The 20754-nt window shown below is 72.9% G+C and carries 20 protein-coding genes; 14 read left to right on the top strand and 6 right to left on the bottom strand.

Annotated elements, in window-relative coordinates:
- The first annotated feature begins 4 nt into the window (after nucleotides 1-4).
- A complete protein-coding gene (gene glmM / locus DEI84_RS00320; protein WP_110889267.1) occupies nucleotides 5-1378 on the top strand; it encodes a phosphoglucosamine mutase in 1374 nt (457 codons plus the stop codon).
- A gap of 233 nt (nucleotides 1379-1611) precedes the next feature.
- On the opposite strand, the gene coaA is transcribed toward glmM, so the two are convergent.
- On the bottom strand, nucleotides 1612-2556 hold the full coding sequence (gene coaA, locus DEI84_RS00315) for a type I pantothenate kinase (RefSeq protein ID WP_110824218.1): 945 nt from the start codon (nucleotides 2554-2556) through the stop codon (nucleotides 1612-1614).
- Nucleotides 2557-2642: 86 nt separating this feature from the next.
- The gene (locus tag DEI84_RS00310) at nucleotides 2643-3128 is read right to left on the bottom strand and encodes a glutathione peroxidase (RefSeq protein WP_110889266.1); all 486 of its coding nucleotides are present in this window, start codon (nucleotides 3126-3128) and stop codon (nucleotides 2643-2645) included.
- 70 nt (nucleotides 3129-3198) lie between these two features.
- Between DEI84_RS00310 and glmS the strand changes: the two genes are divergently transcribed.
- From glmS to tsaE, 5 genes are read left to right on the top strand one after another with little or no spacing between them, the layout of a single operon-like run.
- Nucleotides 3199-5046 carry a glutamine--fructose-6-phosphate transaminase (isomerizing) gene (glmS, locus tag DEI84_RS00305; RefSeq protein WP_110889265.1) on the top strand — a complete coding sequence of 616 codons (1848 nt, stop codon included), beginning with the start codon at nucleotides 3199-3201 and terminating at the stop codon, nucleotides 5044-5046.
- Nucleotides 5047-5052: 6 nt separating this feature from the next.
- Nucleotides 5053-5451, top strand: a complete 399-nt coding sequence (locus tag DEI84_RS00300; protein WP_110824215.1) for a holo-ACP synthase — start codon at nucleotides 5053-5055, stop codon at nucleotides 5449-5451.
- On the top strand, nucleotides 5448-6551 hold the full coding sequence (gene alr, locus DEI84_RS00295; RefSeq protein ID WP_110889264.1) for an alanine racemase: 1104 nt from the start codon (nucleotides 5448-5450) through the stop codon (nucleotides 6549-6551). Before DEI84_RS00300 ends, alr (DEI84_RS00295) begins: the two co-directional genes overlap by 4 nt.
- A complete protein-coding gene (alr, locus tag DEI84_RS00290) occupies nucleotides 6548-7711 on the top strand; it encodes an alanine racemase (protein WP_181420293.1) in 1164 nt (387 codons plus the stop codon). Before alr (DEI84_RS00295) ends, alr (DEI84_RS00290) begins: the two co-directional genes overlap by 4 nt.
- 38 nt (nucleotides 7712-7749) lie before the next feature.
- The gene (gene tsaE / locus DEI84_RS00285; protein WP_110889553.1) at nucleotides 7750-8205 is read left to right on the top strand and encodes a tRNA (adenosine(37)-N6)-threonylcarbamoyltransferase complex ATPase subunit type 1 TsaE; all 456 of its coding nucleotides are present in this window, start codon (nucleotides 7750-7752) and stop codon (nucleotides 8203-8205) included.
- A gap of 395 nt (nucleotides 8206-8600) precedes the next feature.
- Here tsaE and DEI84_RS15535 read toward each other — a convergent pair whose 3' ends face one another.
- From DEI84_RS15535 to DEI84_RS00275, 3 genes are all read right to left on the bottom strand, one after another.
- Complete coding sequence (locus DEI84_RS15535; protein ID WP_181419461.1) at nucleotides 8601-8765, bottom strand: hypothetical protein; 165 nt, start codon at nucleotides 8763-8765, stop codon at nucleotides 8601-8603.
- Nucleotides 8762-9361, bottom strand: a complete 600-nt coding sequence (locus DEI84_RS00280; RefSeq protein WP_110889262.1) for a dihydrofolate reductase family protein — start codon at nucleotides 9359-9361, stop codon at nucleotides 8762-8764. Before DEI84_RS00280 ends, DEI84_RS15535 begins: the two co-directional genes overlap by 4 nt.
- A gap of 65 nt (nucleotides 9362-9426) precedes the next feature.
- Nucleotides 9427-10035, bottom strand: a complete 609-nt coding sequence (locus DEI84_RS00275) for a hypothetical protein (protein WP_110889261.1) — start codon at nucleotides 10033-10035, stop codon at nucleotides 9427-9429.
- A gap of 172 nt (nucleotides 10036-10207) precedes the next feature.
- Between DEI84_RS00275 and DEI84_RS00270 the strand changes: the two genes are divergently transcribed.
- From DEI84_RS00270 to DEI84_RS00245, 6 genes are all read left to right on the top strand, one after another.
- The gene (locus tag DEI84_RS00270) at nucleotides 10208-11725 is read left to right on the top strand and encodes a 3' terminal RNA ribose 2'-O-methyltransferase Hen1 (protein ID WP_110889260.1); all 1518 of its coding nucleotides are present in this window, start codon (nucleotides 10208-10210) and stop codon (nucleotides 11723-11725) included.
- Nucleotides 11722-14331 carry a polynucleotide kinase-phosphatase gene (locus DEI84_RS00265; protein ID WP_181420292.1) on the top strand — a complete coding sequence of 870 codons (2610 nt, stop codon included), beginning with the start codon at nucleotides 11722-11724 and terminating at the stop codon, nucleotides 14329-14331. Before DEI84_RS00270 ends, DEI84_RS00265 begins: the two co-directional genes overlap by 4 nt.
- Nucleotides 14332-14442: 111 nt before the next feature.
- Nucleotides 14443-15063: a tRNA (adenosine(37)-N6)-threonylcarbamoyltransferase complex dimerization subunit type 1 TsaB gene (gene tsaB, locus DEI84_RS00260; RefSeq protein WP_110889259.1), complete on the top strand. Its 621-nt coding sequence runs from the start codon at nucleotides 14443-14445 to the stop codon at nucleotides 15061-15063.
- Nucleotides 15060-15599 carry a ribosomal protein S18-alanine N-acetyltransferase gene (rimI, locus tag DEI84_RS00255; RefSeq protein WP_258371623.1) on the top strand — a complete coding sequence of 180 codons (540 nt, stop codon included), beginning with the start codon at nucleotides 15060-15062 and terminating at the stop codon, nucleotides 15597-15599. The genes tsaB and rimI overlap by 4 nt, the downstream gene beginning before the upstream one ends.
- Complete coding sequence (tsaD, locus tag DEI84_RS00250; protein ID WP_110889258.1) at nucleotides 15586-16641, top strand: tRNA (adenosine(37)-N6)-threonylcarbamoyltransferase complex transferase subunit TsaD; 1056 nt, start codon at nucleotides 15586-15588, stop codon at nucleotides 16639-16641. Before rimI ends, tsaD begins: the two co-directional genes overlap by 14 nt.
- A gap of 98 nt (nucleotides 16642-16739) precedes the next feature.
- Nucleotides 16740-17681: a DUF4190 domain-containing protein gene (locus DEI84_RS00245; RefSeq protein WP_110889257.1), complete on the top strand. Its 942-nt coding sequence runs from the start codon at nucleotides 16740-16742 to the stop codon at nucleotides 17679-17681.
- A gap of 114 nt (nucleotides 17682-17795) precedes the next feature.
- Here the strand turns inward: DEI84_RS00245 and DEI84_RS00240 are convergent, their stop codons facing one another.
- Nucleotides 17796-18998 (bottom strand): class I SAM-dependent methyltransferase, encoded by a 1203-nt coding sequence (locus DEI84_RS00240; RefSeq protein WP_110889256.1) that lies wholly within the window; start codon nucleotides 18996-18998, stop codon nucleotides 17796-17798.
- A 158-nt stretch (nucleotides 18999-19156) separates the two neighbouring features.
- Here DEI84_RS00240 and groES point away from each other — a divergent pair, with 158 nt between their 5' ends.
- On the top strand, nucleotides 19157-19453 hold the full coding sequence (gene groES, locus DEI84_RS00235; RefSeq protein ID WP_110824204.1) for a co-chaperone GroES: 297 nt from the start codon (nucleotides 19157-19159) through the stop codon (nucleotides 19451-19453).
- A gap of 122 nt (nucleotides 19454-19575) precedes the next feature.
- Nucleotides 19576-20529, top strand: a complete 954-nt coding sequence (gene rarD, locus DEI84_RS00230; RefSeq protein WP_110889255.1) for an EamA family transporter RarD — start codon at nucleotides 19576-19578, stop codon at nucleotides 20527-20529.
- Nucleotides 20530-20754 lie beyond the last annotated feature (225 nt).

The following is a 20754-nucleotide window of genomic DNA, read 5'->3' as shown; positions in this document are numbered from 1 at the left end:
TCGCATGCCGCGTCTGTTCGGTACCGACGGCGTTCGTGGCCTCGCCAACGGCGAGTTGACGGCCGCGCTCGCACTGGGTCTTGCCCAGGCGAGCGCGGCCGTGCTCACGCACGGACACCACGCGGACGCTCGACGAGCGTCCGGTCGCACGCGCCCCCGGGCCGTGCTCGCGCGTGACCCGCGCGTCTCCGGCGAGTTCCTGGGTGCCGCCGTGGCAGCCGGGCTCGCCTCCGCCGGCGTCGACGTCCTCGACGCCGGGGTCATCCCCACCCCCGCAGCGGCGTACCTGGTCGCGGACGTCGACGCCGACTTCGGCGTGATGATCTCCGCCTCGCACAACCCCGCCCCGGACAACGGGATCAAGTTCTTCGCCGCTGGTGGTCGCAAGCTGCCGGACGAGGTCGAGGACCGCATCGAAGCGGCCATGCACGACCAGTCCGCACCGACCCCCACCGGTGCTCAGGTCGGGCGCATCACCCGCTTCGCCGACGCCGAGGACCGCTACGTGGTCCACCTGCTCGGCACGCTGCCGCACCGACTCGACGGGATCCACGTCGTGCTCGACTGCGCCAACGGTGCCGCCTCCGGGGTCTCGCCCGAGGTGTTCGTCAACGCGGGCGCGAAGGTCACGCTCATCGGTGCCGACCCGAACGGCATCAACATCAACGACGGCGTCGGCTCGACCCACATCGACAACCTGGCGCGCGCGGTCCTCGAGGCCGGCGCCGACGTGGGCATCGCGCACGACGGTGACGCCGACCGCTGCCTCGCCGTGGACGCCGACGGCAACGCGGTGGACGGCGACCAGATCATGGCGATCCTCGCGCTGTCGCTCAAGGAGCGCGGACGCCTGGTCGACGACACGCTCGTCGCCACGGTGATGTCGAACCTCGGGCTCAAGCGGGCCATGGCGGACGCGGGCATCACGGTGCTCGAGACCGGTGTCGGGGACCGGTACGTCCTCGAGAAGATGACCGAGGGCGGGTTCTCGCTCGGTGGCGAGCAGTCCGGCCACATCATCTTCAGCGACTACGCGACGACCGGTGACGGGGTCCTGACGGGCCTCCACCTCGTGGCGGAGATGGCGCGCACCGGCAAGACGCTCGGCGAGCTCGCCGCGTGCATGACGGTGTTCCCGCAGGTGCTCCTCAACGTGAAGGGCGTCGACCGGCACGGGCTCGACGACCAGGGCGTCCAGGACGCGATCACCGCCGCCACCGACGCACTCGGTGACTCCGGTCGGGTGCTGCTGCGTCCCTCGGGCACGGAGCCGGTCGTCCGCGTGATGGTCGAGGCGGCCTCGCAGGAGGACGCCCAGCGCGTCGCCGAGGAGCTCGCCGACGTCGTGCGTGCGCGCCTGACGCTCGACGCCGCGTAGCCGCGCGGGCTCGGGCCTGCGTCGGCCGCGCCGGCCGCGCCGGCCGCGCTAGCGCCCCGCTGGCGTAGATCGCATCCGCACAACAGAAACCCGTCCGAACTGCGCACTCGCGTGGTTCGGACGGGCTTCGGTTGTGCGGGGACGGCAGGCACCGCGGGACGGCAGGCACCGCGGGGACGGCAGGCACCGCGGGACGGCAGGCACCGCGGGACGGCAGGCACCGCGTGACGCGGTCAGATCTTGCGGAGCAGGACGCTCGTCACCTTGTGGTCGGCGGCCTTCTTGAGCACGAGGGTCGCCCGGGAGCGCGTCGGCAGGACGTTCTCGAGCAGGTTCGGCTCGTTGATCGCCCGCCACACCTCGGTCGCGGTGCGGACGGCGTCCTCGCGGGACAGCTCGGCGAAGCGGTGGAAGAACGAGTCCGGGCTCGAGAACGCCTGCTCCTGCAACGCCAGGAACCGGTCGACGTACCAGGACTCGATGTCCTTCGTCTTCGCGTCGACGTAGATCGTGAAGTCGAACAGGTCGGACAGGGCCAGGCGTCCGTGCACCGGTGGCGCGAGCACGTTCAGCCCCTCGACGATGAGGATGTCCGGCTGCCGCACGACGATCTCCGCGTCGGGCACGATGTCGTAGACCAGGTGCGAGTAGTACGGCGCCCGGACCTCGGCGGCACCGCTCTTGACGTTGCTGACGAACCGGAGGAGCGAACGACGGTCGTACGACTCCGGGAAGCCCTTGCGGTCCATGATCCCGCGGCGCTCGAGTTCCGCGTTCGGGTACAGGAAGCCGTCGGTCGTCACGAGCTCGACGCGGGGGGTGTCCGGCCACCGCTTCGTCAGCTCGCGGAGGAGGCGCGCGACGGTGCTCTTGCCGACCGCGACCGACCCGGCGACGCCGATCACGAACGGGGTCCGGCTCGCACGCTCGCCGAGGAACCGGCTCGTCTCGGCGTGCAGGTCGCGTGCGCCGGCGGCGTACAGCGTCAGGAGCCGGGAGAGCGGCAGGTAGACGTCCTGCACCTCGGTGATGTCGAGGCGATCGCCCAGGCCGCGCAGCTGCACGATCTCGGTCTCGGTGAGGGAGAGGTGCTCCTTCGGCGCGAGCTGCGACCACTCGTCCCGGGGGATCTCCACGAAGGGAGTGGGGTGCGCGACGGTCGTCTCCGGGATCGGCATGGGGTCGAGCGTACCCAGCCGGGAGGCCCGACAACCGCCCGCGACGACGGTCCGGTGGAGCGCGCCTCCCGTCCGGCACCCGCCCGTCAGGCGGGCAGTGCCGCTTCGATGGCGGCGACGACCTCGGGAGCGTCCGGCTTGGTCGTCGGCCGGAAGCGCGTGACCGTGCCGTCCGGCGCCACGAGGAACTTCTCGAAGTTCCACGCGACGCGACCGGCCTTGCCCGCAGCGTCCGGCGTCTGCTTCAGCTCCTTGTAGAGCGGGTGCGCGCCGCCGCCGTTCACCTTGACCTTCTCGGACATCGGGAAGGTCACGCCCCAGGTGGCGGAGCAGTACTCCTCGATGGCCTCCGACGAACCGAGTTCCTGGAGGAACTGGTTGCTCGGGAAGCCGAGGACGGTGAAGCCCCGCGGCCCGTAGGTCCGCTGGAGTTCCTCGAGCTGTTCGTACTGCGGGGCGAGGCCGCAGCGTGACGCGACGTTCACCACGAGCACGGCTTTGTCGGCGTACGAGCCGAAGGTGGTCTGCTCGCCCTGCAGGGTGGTGATGGCGATGTCGTCGAAGCGTCCCATGGTCGGAAGCTACCCCCGCCTCCGGGGCGGCTCGCAGGGTGCTCCCGGCACTGCCCGTAGGATCGATCCCATGTGTGGAATCGTCGGCTACGTCGGCAGCAACAGCAGCACGGACGTCCTCCTCGGGGGCCTCCGCCGTCTCGAGTACCGCGGCTACGACTCGGCGGGCATCGCCGTGATCGACCCCGCCGGTGACATGACCTCGGCGAAGAAGGCCGGCAAGCTCCAGATGCTCGTCGACGAGCTCGAGGCGAACCCCGTCCCCGACGGCGGCACCGGCATCGGCCACACCCGCTGGGCGACCCACGGCGGCCCGACCGACGGCAACGCGCACCCGCACCTGGCCGACGGCGGCAAACTCGCCCTCATCCACAACGGCATCATCGAGAACTTCGCCCCGCTCAAGGACGAGCTGCTCGCCGAGGGCGTCACCTTCGAGAGCGAGACCGACTCCGAGGTCGCCGCGCACCTCGTCGCGCGCGAGTTCCGCGAGACGCACGACCTGACCGAGGCGATGCGACGCACGGTGGCCCGCCTCGAGGGCGCGTTCACCCTGCTCGTCGTGCACGCCGACCAGCCGGGCGTCGTCGTCGGCGCCCGTCGCAACTCGCCCCTCGTGGTGGGCCTCGGCGACGGCGAGAACTTCATGGGTTCGGACGTCGCCGCGTTCGTCGCGTACACGCAGCGGGCACTGTCGATCGGTCAGGACGAGATCGCCACGATCCGTCCGGACGGCGTCGACGTCATCCACTTCGACGGCACCCCTGCCGAGCCGAGCGAGTTCGAGGTGAACTGGGACGCCTCCGCCGCCGACAAGGGCGGATGGTCCTCGTTCATGGCGAAGGAGATCAGCGAGGAGCCCGAGGCCGTGCGCAACACGATCCTCGGCCGCGTGCACGAGGGCGCGATCACGCTGACCGACCTCGACCCGATCGCCGAGCGGCTGCAGCAGGTGGACCGCGTCATCGTCATCGCCTGCGGGACCGCGGCCTACGCCGGCATGCTCGGCAAGTACGCGATCGAGCAGTGGGCACGCGTCCCCGTCGAGGTCGAGCTCGCGCACGAGTTCCGCTACCGCGACCCGGTGCTCGACGACCGCACCCTGGTCGTCTCCATCAGCCAGTCCGGCGAGACGATGGACACGCTCATGGCCGTCAAGTACGCCCGCGAACAGGGCGCGCAGGTCCTCTCGATCTGCAACACCCAGGGCGCCACGATCCCGCGCGAGTCCGACGCGGTGATCTACACGCACGCCGGACCGGAGGTCGCGGTCGCGTCGACGAAGGCGTTCCTGGCGCAGGGCGTCGCGCTGTACCTGCTCGGCCTGCACCTCGCCACGCTCCGCGGCACGCTGACCGCCGAGCAGATCGCCACCCAGGTCGCCGAACTGGAGGGACTGCCGGAGAAGCTCCAGCAGACCATCGAGGACGCCTCCGGGGTCGCCGAGCTGGCCAAGTGGATGGCGGACACCCGGAGCGTGCTGTTCCTCGGTCGTCACGTCGGGTACCCGATCGCCCTCGAGGGCGCCCTCAAGCTCAAGGAGCTCGCGTACATCCACGCCGAGGGCTTCGCCGCCGGTGAGCTCAAGCACGGTCCGATCGCGCTCATCGAGCCCGGCCAGATCGTCTTCGTCATCGTGCCGTCCCCGCGCGACGCCCGCTCGCTGCACCCGAAGGTCGTGTCGAACATCCAGGAGATCCGCGCGCGCGGTGCCCGGGTGATCGCCATCGCGGAGGAGGGCGACGCCGCCGTGCTGCCCTTCGCCGACGAGGTCCTCCGGATCCCGCTCGCGACGCCCCTGTTCGAGCCGCTGCTCGCCGTGGCACCGCTGCACATGTTCGGCATGGAGCTCGCCGCGGCCAAGGGCCTGGACGTCGACCAGCCGCGCAACCTCGCGAAGTCGGTCACCGTCGAGTAGTCGGACGTGATCATCGGCATCGGGGTCGACGTCGTCGACCTGGAACGGTTCGAGCGGGTGCTCGCACGGACGCCCGCGATGCGGACGCGGCTGTTCACCGACGCCGAGCAGCTGCGCGACGGCGAACCGCGTCCGATCGCGTCGCTCGCCGCCCGGTTCGCCGCGAAGGAGGCGCTCGTGAAGGCCTTCGGGTCGAGCGCCGGGCTGAGCTGGCGTGAGCTCGAGGTCGTCGCGGACGACCAGCGCAACCCGTCGCTCACGCTGCACGCCGGCGCCCAGCGGGTCGCTGACGACCGGGGCGTCTCGCACGTGCACCTCTCGCTGTCCCACGACGGCGGGATCGCGACGGCGTTCGTCGTCATCGAGGGCCGGGACCGGCCCGCAACGGAAGGAGCGGCCGCGTGAGCGCGTTCACGGGGGTGACCGTCGACCGGGAGGCTGTCATCGCCAACTACGCGACGGTCGCGGAACAGGTCGCTCCGGCGGGCGTCATCGGCGTGGTGAAGGCGGACGGGTACGGCCACGGTGCCGTCGAGGTCGCCCGGGCACTGGTCGACGCCGGCGCGGACTGGCTCGGCGTCGCCGACCTCGACGAGGCGGTGACGCTCCGGCAGGCGGGGATCGACGAGGGCGTCCGCATCCTCGCGTGGCTGCACGCCCCCGACGAGGACTTCCGCCGCGCGGCCCGGTACGGGATCACCCCGGCGGTGTCGAGCGTCGAGCAGCTCTCGACCGCGGCCGACGCCGACGTCCCGGCCGTGCACCTCGTCCTGGACACCGGCCTGAGCCGCAACGGCGCGGTCGAGTCGGAGTGGCCCGATCTCTTCGCGACCGCGGCGGCACTGGCCCGCGGTGGGGACCGCACCCGGATCGAGGGGGTCATGTCCCACCTGTCGAACGCGTCGCGCGTGGACGACCTCGACCAGGACGCCGCTCTGCAGCGGGCACTGGACGGTCTGGCGGCGGTCGGGATCCGGCCGGAGGTCGTGCACCTCGCCGCGAGCGCCGGCAGTCTGGCGCTCCCGGAGACCCGGCGCGACCTGGTCCGGGTCGGACTCGCGCTGTACGGGCTGAGCCCGTTCCCGGACCGCACCTCGGCCGACCTCGGACTCCGTCCCGCGATGCGGGTGACCGCCGCGGTCCTCCGGATCGTCCCCGTGCCCGCGGGTGACGGTGTCTCGTACGGGTACACGTGGCGTGCCGAGCACGACACCCGGCTCGCCGTGATCGGCCTCGGGTACGCGGACGGGTTCGACCGCGGTGCCGGGGGCGCCGTGTCCGTCCGCATCGGTGACCGTCGGTTCCCGGTCGTGGGCCGGATCGCGATGAACGCGATGCACATCGACATCGGGGACGCCGACGTCTCCGTCGGGGACGAGGTCGTGGTCTGGGGCGACCCCGCGAACGGCGACCCGGCGGTGGAGGAGTGGGCCGACGCGATCGGCACGATCAACTACGAGGTGGTCGCCAGGGTCGGCCGCAGCGTGGAACGGAGGACGACGTGAGCGCACCACTCCGCCGCGCGGTCATCGACCTGGACGCGTACCGTGCCAACCTGGACCTCGTCCGCTCGTGGATGGACCCCGTCGAGCTGATGGCGGTCATGAAGGCCGACGCGTACGGCCACGGGCTCGAGGCCATCGCCCTGACCGCGGTCGACGCCGGCATCCGGTGGATCGGGGTCTTGACGGTCCCGGCTGCCCTGCGCCTCCGGTCGATCGGCGTCGGCGAGGACGTCCGGCTGTTCACGTGGCAGCACGACCCCGGCCTGGACTTCCGGGACGCGGTCGACTCCGGCGTCGACCTCGGCGTCTCGGACGTCGCCGAGTTGCAGCGCATCGTGGCCGCGGTCGACCACCGACCGGCCCGGGTGCACCTCGGCGTCGACAGCGGCCTGCACCGGGACGGCGCGACCGCCGACGCCTGGCCGGCGCTGGTGGAGGCCGCCCGGGACGCGCAGCGCGACGGGCGCATCGAGGTCGTCGCGGCGTACACGCACCTGGCCGAGTCGTCCGACGAGGACGACGCAGCGGCCGTGGCGCACTTCGACGCGATGGTGGAGCAGGCCGAGGACCTCGGGCTCGACATCCGGTGGGAGCACGTCGCCGCCTCGCTCGCCGGGCTCGAGCGCAAGGAGTTCCGGAAGGACATGGTCCGGATGGGGGCGAACCTGTTCGGCATCCCGGGCGCCGACGGGGTCACCGCCGCCGATCTCGGTCTGACACCGGTCATGACGGTCACGAGCTCCGTCGCGAAGACGAAGCGCGTCCCCGCCGGCACGGGCGTCTCCTACGACTACACGTACCGCACCGACGCCGAGACCACCCTGGCGCTCGTCCCGGTCGGCTACGCGGACGGCGTGGCGCGGGCGGCGCAGGGGCGCGTCGAGGTGGCGGTCAACGGCACGCGGTACCCGATCGCCGGCCGGGTCGCCATGGACCAGTTCCTGGTCGACGTCGGTGACGACGACGTCCGCGTCGGCGACCCGGTGACCCTGTTCGGCACCGGCGAGGACGGCGAGATGACCGTCCTGGAGTGGGCGAGCGCGATCGACACGATCGGCGAGGAGGTCGTCTGCCGGATCGGGAGCCGGGTCCAGCGCGTCCACGAGGGGCACTCGGCCGAGGGCCGTGTCGGCGCCTACCTGCGCGGGGAGCGGGCGTGACCGTCCTGCTCGACACCACGGTGGACACGACGGAGCAGATGGGCGCGCTCGGCGCTCGGCTCGCGGCGGTCCTGCGCGCCGGTGACCTCGTCGTGCTGACCGGGCCGCTCGGCGCCGGCAAGACCACGATGACCCGCGGCCTCGGCGCAGCACTCGGGGCGCGGGGGCAGGTGTCGAGTCCGACGTTCGTGCTCGCGCGCACCCACCCGACGACCGCCGGACCGGACCTGGTGCACGTCGACGCGTACCGGCTGTCCGACCCGGTGGAACTCGACGACCTGGACCTCGACTGGGACGGCTCGATCGTCGTCGTCGAGTGGGGCCGGGGCATGGTCGACGGGGTCAGCGACAGCGTCCTCGACGTCGAGATCGTCCGCGCGACCGGCGGTGCCGTCGGGGCCGGGGACGACGTCGACCCCGACGACGTCCCGGACGAGCCGCGCCGCGTCGTCGTCACCGGCAGCGGCCCGCGTTGGCAGGGCATCACCCTCTGACCCGCGTCCCGTCCCCGGGACGGGTGTCCGCGGCGGGTCTCCGGCGTCCGCCGGACGGGAGGCCCGTGAACCGCACCGACGTCCGTGACGCCGGGCGGGCCTCCCGTCCGGGGCACGCGGAGATCGGCCAACTCGCTCGAAACGCTTGGGTATCGAGCGCAGACGGCGTAGCGTCGCCCGCGCTACACCGCGGACCCTGGCCGCGGATGCCCGATCCCTGTTCCCGGGCTGACCTCGTCGTGACCACGCGTCGTACCCGACGGCGTCGTAGCGCGAGGGCGCTCGTCGCGGAGACCCGAACCTGCCGCGAGCGCCCTCGACCCTCGCCCGACGGGTCCGACGGGTCCGACGGGTCCGACGGGTCCGACGTCCGGGTCGTGGAGGTGCAGGGCGCGTCAGCGGCGCTGGCGGCCGAGCAGCACGATGCCGAGCAGCACCAGGGCCGACACGACGAGGACCACGGTGACGAACAGCCCTGTCACGTCGGTCGCGCCACCGTCGTCGCACGGCACGGCATCGGACACACAGGACGCCGCGGCGTGCAGTACGGCCGTCGTCACGCGGACGCTCCCCGGACCGCGTACCGGTGCAGGGTGACCCCGTTGTCGAACGCGCGCTGTTCGAGGAGGTCGAGCAGCAGGGGCTCCGGGACCGGCTCGTCGAAGAGCGGTCGACCGCTGCCGAGGACCGCGGGGTGCGTGTACAGCAGGAGCTCGTCGACGAGCCCCGCGGCGAGCAGCTGCGTGGCGAGGGTCGCGCCGCCGACCGCGATGTCCCCCTCGGACTCCCGCCGCAGGGCCGCGAGCTGTGCGATCGCGTCATCACCGCCGATGACCCGGGTGTGGTGCTCGGCCGTCGTCCTGGTCCGCGACACCAGGACCTTCGGGATGTCCGTCCAGATGTGCCCGAACTCGCGGAACCACTCCGGCAGCGAGTCGTCGTCGCGGGCGTCCGGCCAGAACGGGTCCATCATGTCGCGGACGACGCGGCCCTCGACGAACATCGTCATCGCGCGGGCACGGTCGTTGAACTCGCGGTGCAGGGGGCCGTCGATGTGGAGCCAGTCGGGCCCCTCGAGGCCGCTGTGGTCGCCGCGGTCCCGTTCGATGAGCAGGTCGAGCGAGACGTTCATCCAGTACACGAAGCGCGCGGACATCGGGACTCCTCCGTCGATGCCGGAACGGTACCGCCGAGCACTGCGCTCGGCAAGAGACCGATCGGTCAGGGCCGACCGGGTCGGCTCCGCAGCCCGCAGCTGCGCCGCTCGAGGTCGGCGAGGGCCGCGATCGTCGCTGGGTCCCGCCCCCGCCACCGGTCGACGACACCGGGGCCGAGCGCGGTCACGGCATCGCGCCCGACGAGTGCCCGGAGTGCCAGGACCTCAGCACCGTCGGGTCCCTGGTCCACTCGGCGCGCGGCCGTCGCGGTACGGACGAACCGCCCACGGGTGCGCGTCCAGACGAGGAGCAGGACCACGACGAACACGACGGTGAGGCCGCCGCCGACGAGGTGCGCCAGGTGGACGGCGGTGTCGTGCTGCTGCGCTCCCGCGGCCGCCACGGCGCCGGCGTGCTCGCTCGCCCTCCGCAGGGGCGCACTCACGGCGTCGCCGGCGAGGGGGATGTCCGCGAGGGCCCGTGCGGTCGCCGACAGCTGCCGCTGGAACGCCGAGCCCTCGTCCTGCACCCGGGTGCCGATGGACGCGAGCCGTTCGATCGAGCCGGCGACCTCCCTGCCGACCACCACGGCGAGGACCAGACCGACGAGGACGAGGAGGTCGGCGACGACCTGGCGGACACGTCGGACCGGTCGGCTGTCGTACACGACCATCACGGGCCTCCTGTCCGGGTCGACCGGTGCCGGACGTGGCTGGTCGGTCGACGTCCCAGTCTGCTGGTGCCGCCTGTGCTCCCGGTCCGCCATGTCGTCGTACTAGGCTCGCTCTCCGGCCTCGACCCCGCCGGACGGCAGGACGCCGGACGACGACGATCGGAGGCCACGGATGCTCGTGACCATCACCACCCGGGGCGAGGCCGCGCCGGACCTCTCGCACCTGCTCCACAAGCACCCCGGGCGCGCGCAGTCGTTCGACCTCAGCGTGGGGACGGCGCACGTCTTCTACCCCGCGGACACGGCGACCACGTGCACCGCGGCCCTGCTCCTCGGGGTCGACGCGATCGCGCTCGCCCGCAGCAGGCGGTACGGCGCCGATGCGCAGGCCCTCTCGCGGTACGTGAACGATCGGCCCTACGCGTCGACGTCGATGCTCGCGCTCGCGATCGGGCAGGTGTTCCGGAGCGCCATGGGCGGTCGGAGCGCCTCCCGGCCGGAGCGCGCCGCGGCGCCGATGGACCTCGAACTCGCCCTCACCAGCGTGCCGAGCGAGGTCGACGAGCACGGGACGGGGCTCGCGACGCGGTTGTTCACGCCGCTCGGGTGGACCGTCGAGGAGGCCCGGCGTCCGCTCGACGAGACCAGGCCCGAGTGGGGCGACGCCGCCACGGTCGGGCTCCGCCTCCGCGGACAGGTCCGGCTCGCCGACGCGCTGCGGCAGCTGACCGTGCTGCTGCCGGTCCTCGACGACGCGAAGCACTACTGGGTCGGCGACGACGAGGTCGGCATGCTCCTCCGCCGCGGCGAGGGCTGGCTCGCGGCCCACCCGCTCCGCGAGCTCATCACGACCCGCTCGCTGGCGCACCAGCGAGGACTCGTCGACGACGCGACCACGCGCCTCCTCGGTGTCGACGCGGACCTCGACGCCGGGGTCGCGGACGGCGGGCGGGCCGACGCCGGGGCCGAGGACGGTGTCCGCGGCGACGGGCCGGGAGGCACGAAACCTGTCGGCACCGCACCCCACGTCGACGACGTGCCCGCCGAGACGCCGTTGTACCGCCGCCGCGCCGAGGCGGTGCTCACGGCACTCGCCGACGTCCGGGCCCGCACGGTCGCCGACGTCGGCTGCGGCGAGGGCGCGCTGCTCCGGTACCTGTTCGCCGACCGCTCCTTCACGACGGTCATCGGCACCGATGTGGCACCGCGTGAACTCGCCCGCGCCGAGCGTCGGCTGCGGCTGGACGACGTCAGCGACGAGCAGCGTGCGCGCGTGCGGTTGCTGCAGTCCTCGGTGACGTACTCCGACGACCGGATCGCCGGGCTCGACGCCGTCGTTCTCATGGAGGTCGTCGAACACGTCGACCCCGAGCGGCTGCCGGCCCTCGAGGCCTCGGTGTTCCAGGCCGCGCGGCCCGGTGCCGTCGTCGTCACGACGCCGAACGCGGAGCACAACGTCCGCTACGAGCACCTGGCGGCCGGGCAGTTCCGGCACCCCGACCACCGGTTCGAGTGGACCCGCGCCGAGTTCCGGGCGTGGGGGCAGGCCGTCGGCGACCGGCACGGGTACACCGTCGAGTTCCGACCCGTCGGCGACGACGACCCCGAGGTGGGCCCGCCCACGCAACTCGCCCTGTTCCGCCGTACGACGACGACCAGCACCAGCACCGCGACCGGAGGCACCGCATGACCGCCCTGCCGATCCCCACCATGTCCCTCGTGCTGCTCGTGGGGACGAGTGGCTCCGGCAAGTCCACGTTCGCCGCGCAGCACTTCGGCCGGTTCGAGACGCTGTCGAGTGACTTCTTCCGGGGGCTCGTGTCGAACGACGAGAACGACCAGGCCGCGACCCCCGCCGCGTTCGACGCGCTGAAGCACGTCGCCGCGCAGCGACTCCGCGCGGGGCTGCTGACCGTGGTCGACGCCACGAACGTGCAGCCGGAGTTCCGCCGCGACCTCGTCCGGCTCGCTCGTGAGCACGACGTCCTGCCGGTCGCGATCGTGCTCGACGTCCCGGAGGCCCTGTGCGTCGCCCGCAACGCGGCCCGCACCGACCGGGAGTTCGGCGCGGACGTGGTCCGCCGCCAGCAGGGGCAGCTCCGCCGCGGACTGAAGGGGCTCGGCAAGGAGGGCTTCCGCCGCGTGCACGTCCTGCACGGGGAGGACGAGATCGCCGCCGCGACGATCGTCCGCGAGCCGCTGCTCAACGACCGGACGGACGAGCACGGTCCCTTCGACGTCATCGGCGACGTGCACGGCTGCCGGTCCGAGCTCGAGTCGCTCCTCGGACGCCTCGGCTGGTCGCTCGTGCGTGACGATGCCGGGCGGCCCGTCGACGCCGTCCACCCCGACGGCCGCCGAGCGGTGTTCCTCGGTGACCTCGTCGACCGCGGCCCGGACACCCCGGGCGTCCTCCGGCTCGTGATGGGCATGGTGCGGAACGGCCACGCCCTCGCCGTGCCGGGCAACCACGAGGACAAGCTCGTCCGCGCGCTCGACGGCCGGAAGGTGCAGACCGGTCACGGCCTCGCCGAGACGCTCGCGCAGCTCGCCGAGGAGCCGGAGGACTTCCGCACCGAGGTCCGCGAGTTCTGTCGAGCCCTCGTGGGGCACCTCGTGCTCGACGACGGCCAGCTGGTCGTGGCACACGCCGGCCTGAAGGAGCAGTACCAGGGCCGGGCCTCGGGACGGGTCCGCTCCTTCGCGCTGTACGGCGACACGACCGGTGAGAGCGACGAGTACGGGCTGCCGGTGCGGCTGCCGTGGGCCGACGACTACCGCGGCCGGGCCGTGGTCCTCTACGGTCACACGCCGACCGTGGACGCCGAGTGGATCAACAACACGATGTGCCTCGACACCGGGTGTGTGTTCGGCGGGAAGCTCTCCGCGCTCCGCTACCCGGAGCGCGAGGTCGTCCAGGTGGACGCCGAGCGCGTGCACCACGAACCCGCCAAGCCGCTCGAGCCGTTGCGCACGTCGGCGACGGGGGCCGACGGGACGGACGGCGGACGAGCCTCCAGTCCGGCCGGGAGGCCCGCCGTCACCCCCGCCTCGCCCCGTCGCGTCCCCGGGCTGCTCCCGATCGAGGACGTCACCGGCAAGCAGGTCGTCGAGACCCGGCACCTCGGACGGGTCGGCATCCGTGCCGAGAACGCCGCCGGCGCGCTCGAAGTCATGAGCCGCTTCGCGGTCGACCCGCGGTGGCTCCCGTACCTGCCGCCGACGATGAGCCCCGTCGCGACGTCCGCACGCTCCGACCACCTCGAGCACCCGGACGAGGCGTACGCGTACTACCGGGGCCAGGGCGTCGACACGGTCCGGATGGAGGAGAAGCACATGGGCTCCCGGGCCACCGTGCTCCTCACCAGGGACCCGGCGCGCTTCGACGCCCCGGCGGGCTGGCGCGGAGTCGTGACCACGCGCACCGGCCGGGCGTTCTTCGACGAGACCGGCACCGGGACGTTCCTGTCCCGGGTCGACGCTGCGGTCGATGCGACCGGGCTGTGGGCGGAGCTCGACTCCGACTGGGTGCTCCTCGACGGCGAGGTGCTGCCGTGGGCGGTCAAGGCCGAGGGCATGATCCGCGACTGGTACGCCGAGGTCGGTGCGGCGGCGGCCGGGGCGTTCCCCGCGACACTGTCGGCGCTCGCCGCGGCCCGTGACGCCGGCGTGGACGTGACGGACCTGCTGGCCCGGACGGAGCAGCGAGCGGTCGACGCCGCCGCGTACACCGAGTCCTACCGGCGCTACGCGGCGCCCGCGACCGGGATCGACGACGTGCGGTTCGCGCCCTTCCAGGTCCTCGCGGCCGAGGGGCGGACGTTCGAGGACCGGCCGCACGGCTGGCACATGGAGGTGGCGGGACGCCTCGCCGCCGCCGCTCCCGGTGTCGTCCGTGCCACGCGGTCGCTGCTCGTGGACGTACACGACGACGTGTCCCGCGCCGCCGGGGTCGACTGGTGGCAGGAGCTGACCGGTGCCGGGGGTGAGGGCGCCGTCGTGAAGCCGGAGTCGAACCTCACGCCCGGGCCGAAGGGGCTCGTGCAGCCGGGCGTGAAGGTCCGCGGCCGCGAGTACCTGCGGATCATCTACGGGCCGGAGTACACGGAACCGGCGAACCTGGCGCGCCTGAAGGACCGGGACCTCGGCCACAAGCGGTCGATGGCGCTGCGGGAGTACGCCCTCGGGCTCGAGTCGCTCGCGCGCTTCGTCGAGCGGGAGCCGCTGTGGCGGGTGCACCAGCCCGTGTTCGGGGTGCTGGCGATGGAGTCGGAGGCGGTGGACCCGCGGTTGTGAGCGGGCCCGTCGTGGACGGTCCTCGCTGAGCGACAGTGTTCGCGGCCGCCGCCCCGCGGACCGTCGCTCAGCACGAACGGCCCGTCACGGCACCGCGCCTACGATGGACGGGTGCTGCTCGCGATCGACACCTCCGCCGGGACCTCCGTCGCCGTCGTCGACCCGACGACCGGGCAGGTCCTCGCCGAGCGCGCGACCGACGACACCCGTCGGCACGCCGAGGTGATCGGCCCGTTCCTCGACGAGGTCCTGCGCGCCGCCGGGGTCAGCCCGTCAGCCGTCACGGGCGTCGTCGCCGGCATGGGTCCCGGCCCCTTCACCGGCCTCCGCGTCGGGATCGCCGCCGCCCGCACGTTCGCAGCCGCACGCGCCGTCCCGTTCCTCCCGCTCGTCAGTCACGACGCGGTCGCGACGGGGGAGCCCGGGCCGCTCGTCGTCCTCACCGACGCCCGCCGCCGCGAGGTCGCCTGGAGCGCCTACGACGCCGACGGCACGCGCGTCGCAGGTCCGGGACTCGCGAAGCCGGCGGACCTGGACGACGTGCTGCGGGCCTCCCGTCCGGAGGCCGTCGAATGGCGGCGCGTGACGGCCGCGACCATCCCGGCCGGGAGGCTCGGGGTGCTGGCCGCGGACCGGCTCGCCTCCGGCGCACCCCTGGCCGCCGACACCCCGGTCTACCTGCGCGAACCCGACGTGACGATGCCGGGAGCGCCGAAGCGGGTGGCCCGGTGACCGCCGTGCTGCCCGACGGACTGCGGCTCCGTCGCGCGCACCCGCAGGACCTCGACGACGTCATGTGGCTCGAGCAGGTCTCGTTCCCGACCGATGCCTGGTCGGCCTCGCAGATGTCCGGTGAGTTGCACTCCCCGCACGGGTACTACGTCGTCATCGAGACCATCGACGAGGGCACCGCACCGACGGTCGTCGGGTACGCCGGGCTGTCCTCGCTGCCTGGCAACCCGGTCGCGGACGTGCAGACCATCGCGGTCGCGGCCGAGCACCGCGGCAAGGGCCTCGGCCGGGTGCTGTTCACGGAACTCCTCGACGAGGCACGTCGCCGCGGGGTGCACGAGGTGTTCCTCGAGGTCCGCGCGGACAACCCCGTGGCGCAGGCGATGTACACGGCGGCCGGGTTCGAGCAGATCGCCGTCCGGCCGCGGTACTACCAGCCCGACGGCGTCGACGCGTGGGTGATGCGCGCCGAACTCGTGCCGGACGCCACTCGACCCGGACCGATCGGACAGGAGGCGCTCGATGACCGCGGCTGAACCCCTGGTGCTCGGCATCGAGACCTCGTGCGACGAGACCGGCGTCGGCATCGTGCGCGGGACCACCCTGCTCGCGAACGTCATCGCGTCGAGCATGGACGAGCACGCCCGCTACGGCGGCGTCGTGCCCGAGGTCGCCGCACGGGCGCACCTCGAGGCGATGACGCCGACCCTGCACCAGGCGCTCGAGCAGGCCGGGGTCACCCTCGACGAGCTCGACGCCGTCGCCGTCACCGCCGGGCCGGGGCTCGCGGGCGCGCTCATGGTCGGTGTCGGCGCGGCGAAGGCGCTCGCCGTGGCGACCGGCAAGCCGCTGTACGGCGTGAACCACCTCGTCGGGCACGTCGGCGCGGACGTCCTGCGCACGGACGGCTCCGAGATCGAACTCCCGACCGTGGCGTTGCTCGTCTCGGGCGGCCACACCTCGCTCCTGCTCGTCCGGGACCTGGTCGGCGACGTGGAACTGCTCGGCGAGACGATCGACGACGCCGCGGGTGAGGCGTTCGACAAGGTCGCCCGGCTCCTCGGCCTGCCGTACCCCGGCGGACCCCAGATCGACCGCGCGGCAGCCGAGGGCGACCCGACGGCCATCCGGTTCCCCCGGGGTCTGACGCTGCCGAAGGACATGGCGGCACACCGCTACGACTTCTCGTTCTCCGGACTGAAGACCGCCGTCGCTCGGTGGGTCGAGCGCTGCCGTGACGAGGGTCGCGAGGTCCCCGTCGCCGACGTCGCCGCGAGCTTCCGCGAGGCCGTCGTCGACGTCCTGCTGACCAAGGCGCTCGCCGCCTGCCGGGACACCGGTGTCGAGCGGCTGCTGCTCGGCGGCGGGGTCGTCGCGAACGCGCGGCTGCGGCAGGTGGCGGAGGAGCGCTGCGCTGCAGCCGGGGTCGCACTGCGGATCCCGCCGTTCGACCTCTGCACCGACAACGGCGCGATGATCGCCGCCGTCGGTGCGCGGCTCGTCACCGAGGGGCACGCCCCGAGCGACCTCGGCATCGCGGCGGACTCGACCCTGCCGGTCACCACGGTCCAGGTCTGACGGGCGCCGGCCCGGGCCGCTCCCGCTCCTGAACGACGCAGGGAGCCGTGTGGGAGGATCGGTGCCGGTGGTCGACCGGCCACCGGGAGGGGTGACACGTGTCCGATCAGAACGACCGATCGAAGCCGGACGAGACGCCGGACCAGGCGTCGGGTCAGGAGTCGAGCCAGCCTGCGGCGTCCGCGTCGACCGATCCGGAGCGCGGGCACGACCCGGCGTCGCGCGACCCGTTCGCGTCCTCCGGCCAGGGGTCGGCAGCGCAGGGTGTCACGGACCCGGCGGGCGACCCGAGCGGACGTGCGGCCTCCTCCGGGCAGTCGACCAGCGCGCAGCAGAGCCCGTACGCGACGCCCGGCCAGTCCGGGTCGCACGCGGCGTACGGCTCGCAGGCGGGCCAGTACGGCTCGCAGAACCAGTACGGCTCGCAGAACCAGTACGGCGCGCAGCAGGCCGGCTCGAACCAGTACGGCTCGCAGCAGGCCGGGCAGGGCCAGTACGGCTCGCAGAACCCGTACGGCGCGTCGAACCCCTACGGCGGGCAGAACCCCTCGGGGTCCCAGGGCCAGTACGGCGGACAGAAGGCCTCGAGCCATTCGCCCTACGGCCAGCAGCCCCACGGCCAGCAGCAGTACGGCCAGCAGTCGTACGGCGCCCAGCAAGGAACCGCGGCCGGCTACAACCCGTACGCGGCCTCGAGCCCGTACGCCTACGGGCAGCAGCAGAAGACGAGCGTGCTCGCGATCCTGTCGATCGTCTTCGCCTTCGGCGGACTCCTGTTCGGGCCGCTCACCATCCTGACCAGCCCCGCCGGCGCGATCATGGGGCACGTCGCCCTCGGACGCATCAAGCACACCGGTGAGCAGGGGCGCGGCCTCGCCCTCGCCGGCATCATCGGCGGCTGGATCATCACCGCGCTGGCCGTGATCGGCGTCGTGGGGTTCATCCTGTTCGCGGTCTTCGCCGCCCAGAACCCGAACTACGGGGGCTACGACGACTACAACGGCTACGACACCAGCAGCACGGCTGCCGTCATCGCCTGACCTGCTCGACGTGCGGCTCCGCAGGACGACCGCACCGGACGACGACGGGGCACCGCCACCACGGCGGTGCCCCGTCGTCGTGTGTCGCGCAGCGCAGCGCAGCACCCGGACCGGTCAGCCGGCCACGTCGGTGAGGCGCTCGCACAGGACTGCGGTGTGGCGGCCCTCCAGTCTGGTGAGCACGAGCGTGACGCGACCCCGCCCGCGCAGTCGCAGGCGCTTGCGGAACTCGGCCGGGTCCACGTCCACTCCGCGCTTCTTGATCTCGACGGTCCCGATGTCGTCCGCCGCCAGTCGTGCCGCCAGCCGCTTGACGTCGAGTGGCATCGTGTCGAGCACGCGGAACGCCTGCGCGAACGGTGTCCCGACCGCCCGGTCACTCGTCACGTAGGCGATGCCCTCGGAGAGCATCCGGCCGTCGATCGACCGCGCCAGGTCCCCGATGAGCCGGGCGCGGATGACGGCGCCGTCGGGTTCGTAGAGGTACGCACCGAGAGGCCCGACCTCGACGTCCTCGGCGTCGGCGGCTCCCGTGAGTTCGGCGATGCCGTGCGGACCGATGACGGTCGCTGCCCGTCGGACTCCGGGACGGGCGAGCGGACCGAACCACAGGGCGAGCTCGACGACCTCGCGGTCGACGGACGTCCACTGCGCCTCCGCGGTGTCGGGGATCAGGTCGCGGTCGATGCCCGGGCCGAGCTTCACGCCGGTCGGGGTCGTCGTCGCGGCGGCGAAGACGGTGTCGAGCGAGGGCGACCAGTCGTCCGGGTCGGCGAGTCGTCGGGTGTCCGAGTGCCCGCTCGTCCGCCGGGCCGGGTCCATCCAGACCCCGTCCACGGAGCTGACGTCGAACGTGGCGGCGTCCCCGAGCTCGACGCGGGCGTTCGGCCACGGTGCGAGGTTGTGCGTCGCGACGGCCGCGGTCACCTCGTCCCGGTCGACGGCGGTGACGTCGAGGTCGAGCGCCGCCATCGCGAGCGCGTCCCCGCCGATCCCGCAGCCGAGGTCCGCGACCCGCTGCAGGCCGGCGGCGGCGAAGCGTCCGGCGTGCTGCGCGGCCACCTGCAGCCGCGTGGCCTGTTCGAGCCCGGCCTCGGTGAAGAGCATGCGCGCCGCGAAGTCACCGAACTTGCCGCGGGCCTTCTGCCGGAGCTTCGCCTGGGTGAGGACCGCCGCGACGAGTGCGGGGTCGTGCCCCTCGGCCCGGAGGCGGGACACCACCCGGACGATCTCGCCGCCGTCCGAGACCGAGGGCGTACGGTCGAGCAGGTCCATCCCCGCCGGGGTCAGCAGCTGGGTCAGTTCGGCGGCGTCCATGCCCCGATCCTCCCAGGTGCGGGCAGAGCGGGGCGCGCTGGCACTCGGATTGACCGAGTGCCAGTGACGTCCTACAGTTGGGGTTGGCACTCTCCCCAGGGAAGTGCCAACCCGGTTTTCGTCAGTACCGAACACGTACCGAGAAAGAAGAGGTCACCGTGGCCGTCAGCATCAAGCCGCTCGAAGATCGCATCGTCATCCGCCAGGTGGAGGCGGAGCAGACCACCGCTTCCGGTCTGGTCATCCCGGACACCGCGAAGGAGAAGCCCCAGGAGGGCGAGGTCGTCGCCGTGGGTCCGGGTCGCATCGACGACAACGGCAACCGCGTGCCGCTCGACGTCGCCGTCGGCGACAAGGTCATCTACTCGAAGTACGGCGGCACCGAGGTCAAGTACTCGGGTGAGGACCTCCTCGTCCTCTCCGCCCGCGACGTCCTCGCGGTCATCGAGAACTGACATCTGCTCCACGAACGCCCCGTCGGCCTGGCCGGCGGGGCGTTCGTCGTCCCGGGGACGCGGTGACCACCGGGAGGCCCGGTGCGCCCGCGTCCGTCGGTCCGCCTTCCTAGGATGGTTCCGTGAGTGAACCGAGTCCCACGCGTCCGGCGCGCAGCGAGGCATCCGTCGGCGTGGTGCAGGCCCTCGTCGCGTACGGGCTCTGGGGACTCATGCCCCTGCTCTTCGCGGCCATGGCCCCGGCGGGCGCGTTCGAGATCGTGTCGTGGCGGATCGTCTTCGGCCTGGTGTTCTGCGCCGTGGCCATCCTCGCGACCCGCTCATGGCTGCGCACCCGGTCCCTGCTCGTGCAGCCGCGGGTGATGGGCATCATGGGCATCGCCGCCGGGCTCATCCTGGTGAACTGGACCGTGTACGTGCTCGCGACCACCACGGGGCACACCGTCGAGGCGGCGCTCGGCTACTTCATCAACCCGCTCGTCACGATCGCGCTCGGCGTGGTGGTCCTCCGCGAACGCCTCCGACCCCTGCAGTGGACCGCCGTCGGCGTCAGCGTCCTGGCCGTCGTCGTCATCGCGGTCGGGTACGGACGGATGCCGTGGATCTCGCTGGCGCTGGCGTTCTCGTTCGGGACGTACGGTCTCGTCAAGAAGCGCGTGGGCGGCACGGTCGACGCACTCAGCGGGCTGACGATCGAGACCGTGTGGTTGCTCCCGCTCGCGGTGGGGGCGCTCGTCGTGCTCGGCGTCACCGGGCTCGGCGGCGGGGTCACGTTCACGAGCGAGGGCTGGGTGCACACCCTCGTCACGGTGCTCACCGGGCCGGCGACCGCGGTGCCGCTCCTGCTCTTCGCGTCCTCGGCCCGTCGGGTGAGCCTGTCGACCCTCGGGCTGACGCAGTACCTCGCACCCGTGATGCAGCTGCTCGTGGGGGTGCTCGTGCAGCACGAGCCGATGTCGGTCGCGCGGTGGATCGGCTTCGGGATCGTCTGGTCGGCGCTCGTGCTGCTCACCGTCGACTCGTTCACCGCTGCGCGGCGGGGTGCGCGACGCGAGGCCGTACCCGAGCCGGCCTGAGCCGGCGGGGGCGGGGCGGGCCTCCCGGCCGGCGAGCGAGTCGCGCCTGCGGGACGCGCCTGTCTGTCCCTGACGCCGCTTCGATGTCGAGACGCCGCGTTGTTCCGCGTCGTCTCGACCGTTCGGCGGCGTGACGTGCTGACGCCGGTGTCTCCGCGCTCCCGCCCGCAGCCGAGCCGCCCGCATGCCCCGCGCACGCGAACGGCCCCCGGGAGCAGCTGCTCC

It is taken from the genome of Curtobacterium sp. MCBD17_023, assembly GCF_003224415.1.
GTDB lineage: Bacteria > Actinomycetota > Actinomycetes > Actinomycetales > Microbacteriaceae > Curtobacterium.
The sequence above is the reverse complement of the archived record's forward strand: the minus strand, read 5'-3'. Positions and strand labels throughout refer to the sequence as shown.

What these genes read in the sequence shown, in the direction of transcription:
- glmM (WP_110889267.1), top strand. Translation starts at nt 5, where the DNA reads ATGCCGCGTCTGTTCGGTACCGACGGCGTTCGTGGCCTCGCCAACGGC.
- coaA (WP_110824218.1), bottom strand. Translation starts at nt 2,556, where the DNA reads ATGCCGATCCCGGAGACGACCGTCGCGCACCCCACTCCCTTCGTGGAG.
- DEI84_RS00310 (WP_110889266.1), bottom strand. Translation starts at nt 3,128, where the DNA reads ATGGGACGCTTCGACGACATCGCCATCACCACCCTGCAGGGCGAGCAG.
- glmS (WP_110889265.1), top strand. Translation starts at nt 3,199, where the DNA reads ATGTGTGGAATCGTCGGCTACGTCGGCAGCAACAGCAGCACGGACGTC.
- tsaE (WP_110889553.1), top strand. Translation starts at nt 7,750, where the DNA reads ATGGGCGCGCTCGGCGCTCGGCTCGCGGCGGTCCTGCGCGCCGGTGAC.
- DEI84_RS00280 (WP_110889262.1), bottom strand. Translation starts at nt 9,361, where the DNA reads ATGTCCGCGCGCTTCGTGTACTGGATGAACGTCTCGCTCGACCTGCTC.
- DEI84_RS00275 (WP_110889261.1), bottom strand. Translation starts at nt 10,035, where the DNA reads ATGGTCGTGTACGACAGCCGACCGGTCCGACGTGTCCGCCAGGTCGTC.
- DEI84_RS00270 (WP_110889260.1), top strand. Translation starts at nt 10,208, where the DNA reads ATGCTCGTGACCATCACCACCCGGGGCGAGGCCGCGCCGGACCTCTCG.
- DEI84_RS00265 (WP_181420292.1), top strand. Translation starts at nt 11,722, where the DNA reads ATGACCGCCCTGCCGATCCCCACCATGTCCCTCGTGCTGCTCGTGGGG.
- tsaD (WP_110889258.1), top strand. Translation starts at nt 15,586, where the DNA reads ATGACCGCGGCTGAACCCCTGGTGCTCGGCATCGAGACCTCGTGCGAC.
- DEI84_RS00240 (WP_110889256.1), bottom strand. Translation starts at nt 18,998, where the DNA reads ATGGACGCCGCCGAACTGACCCAGCTGCTGACCCCGGCGGGGATGGAC.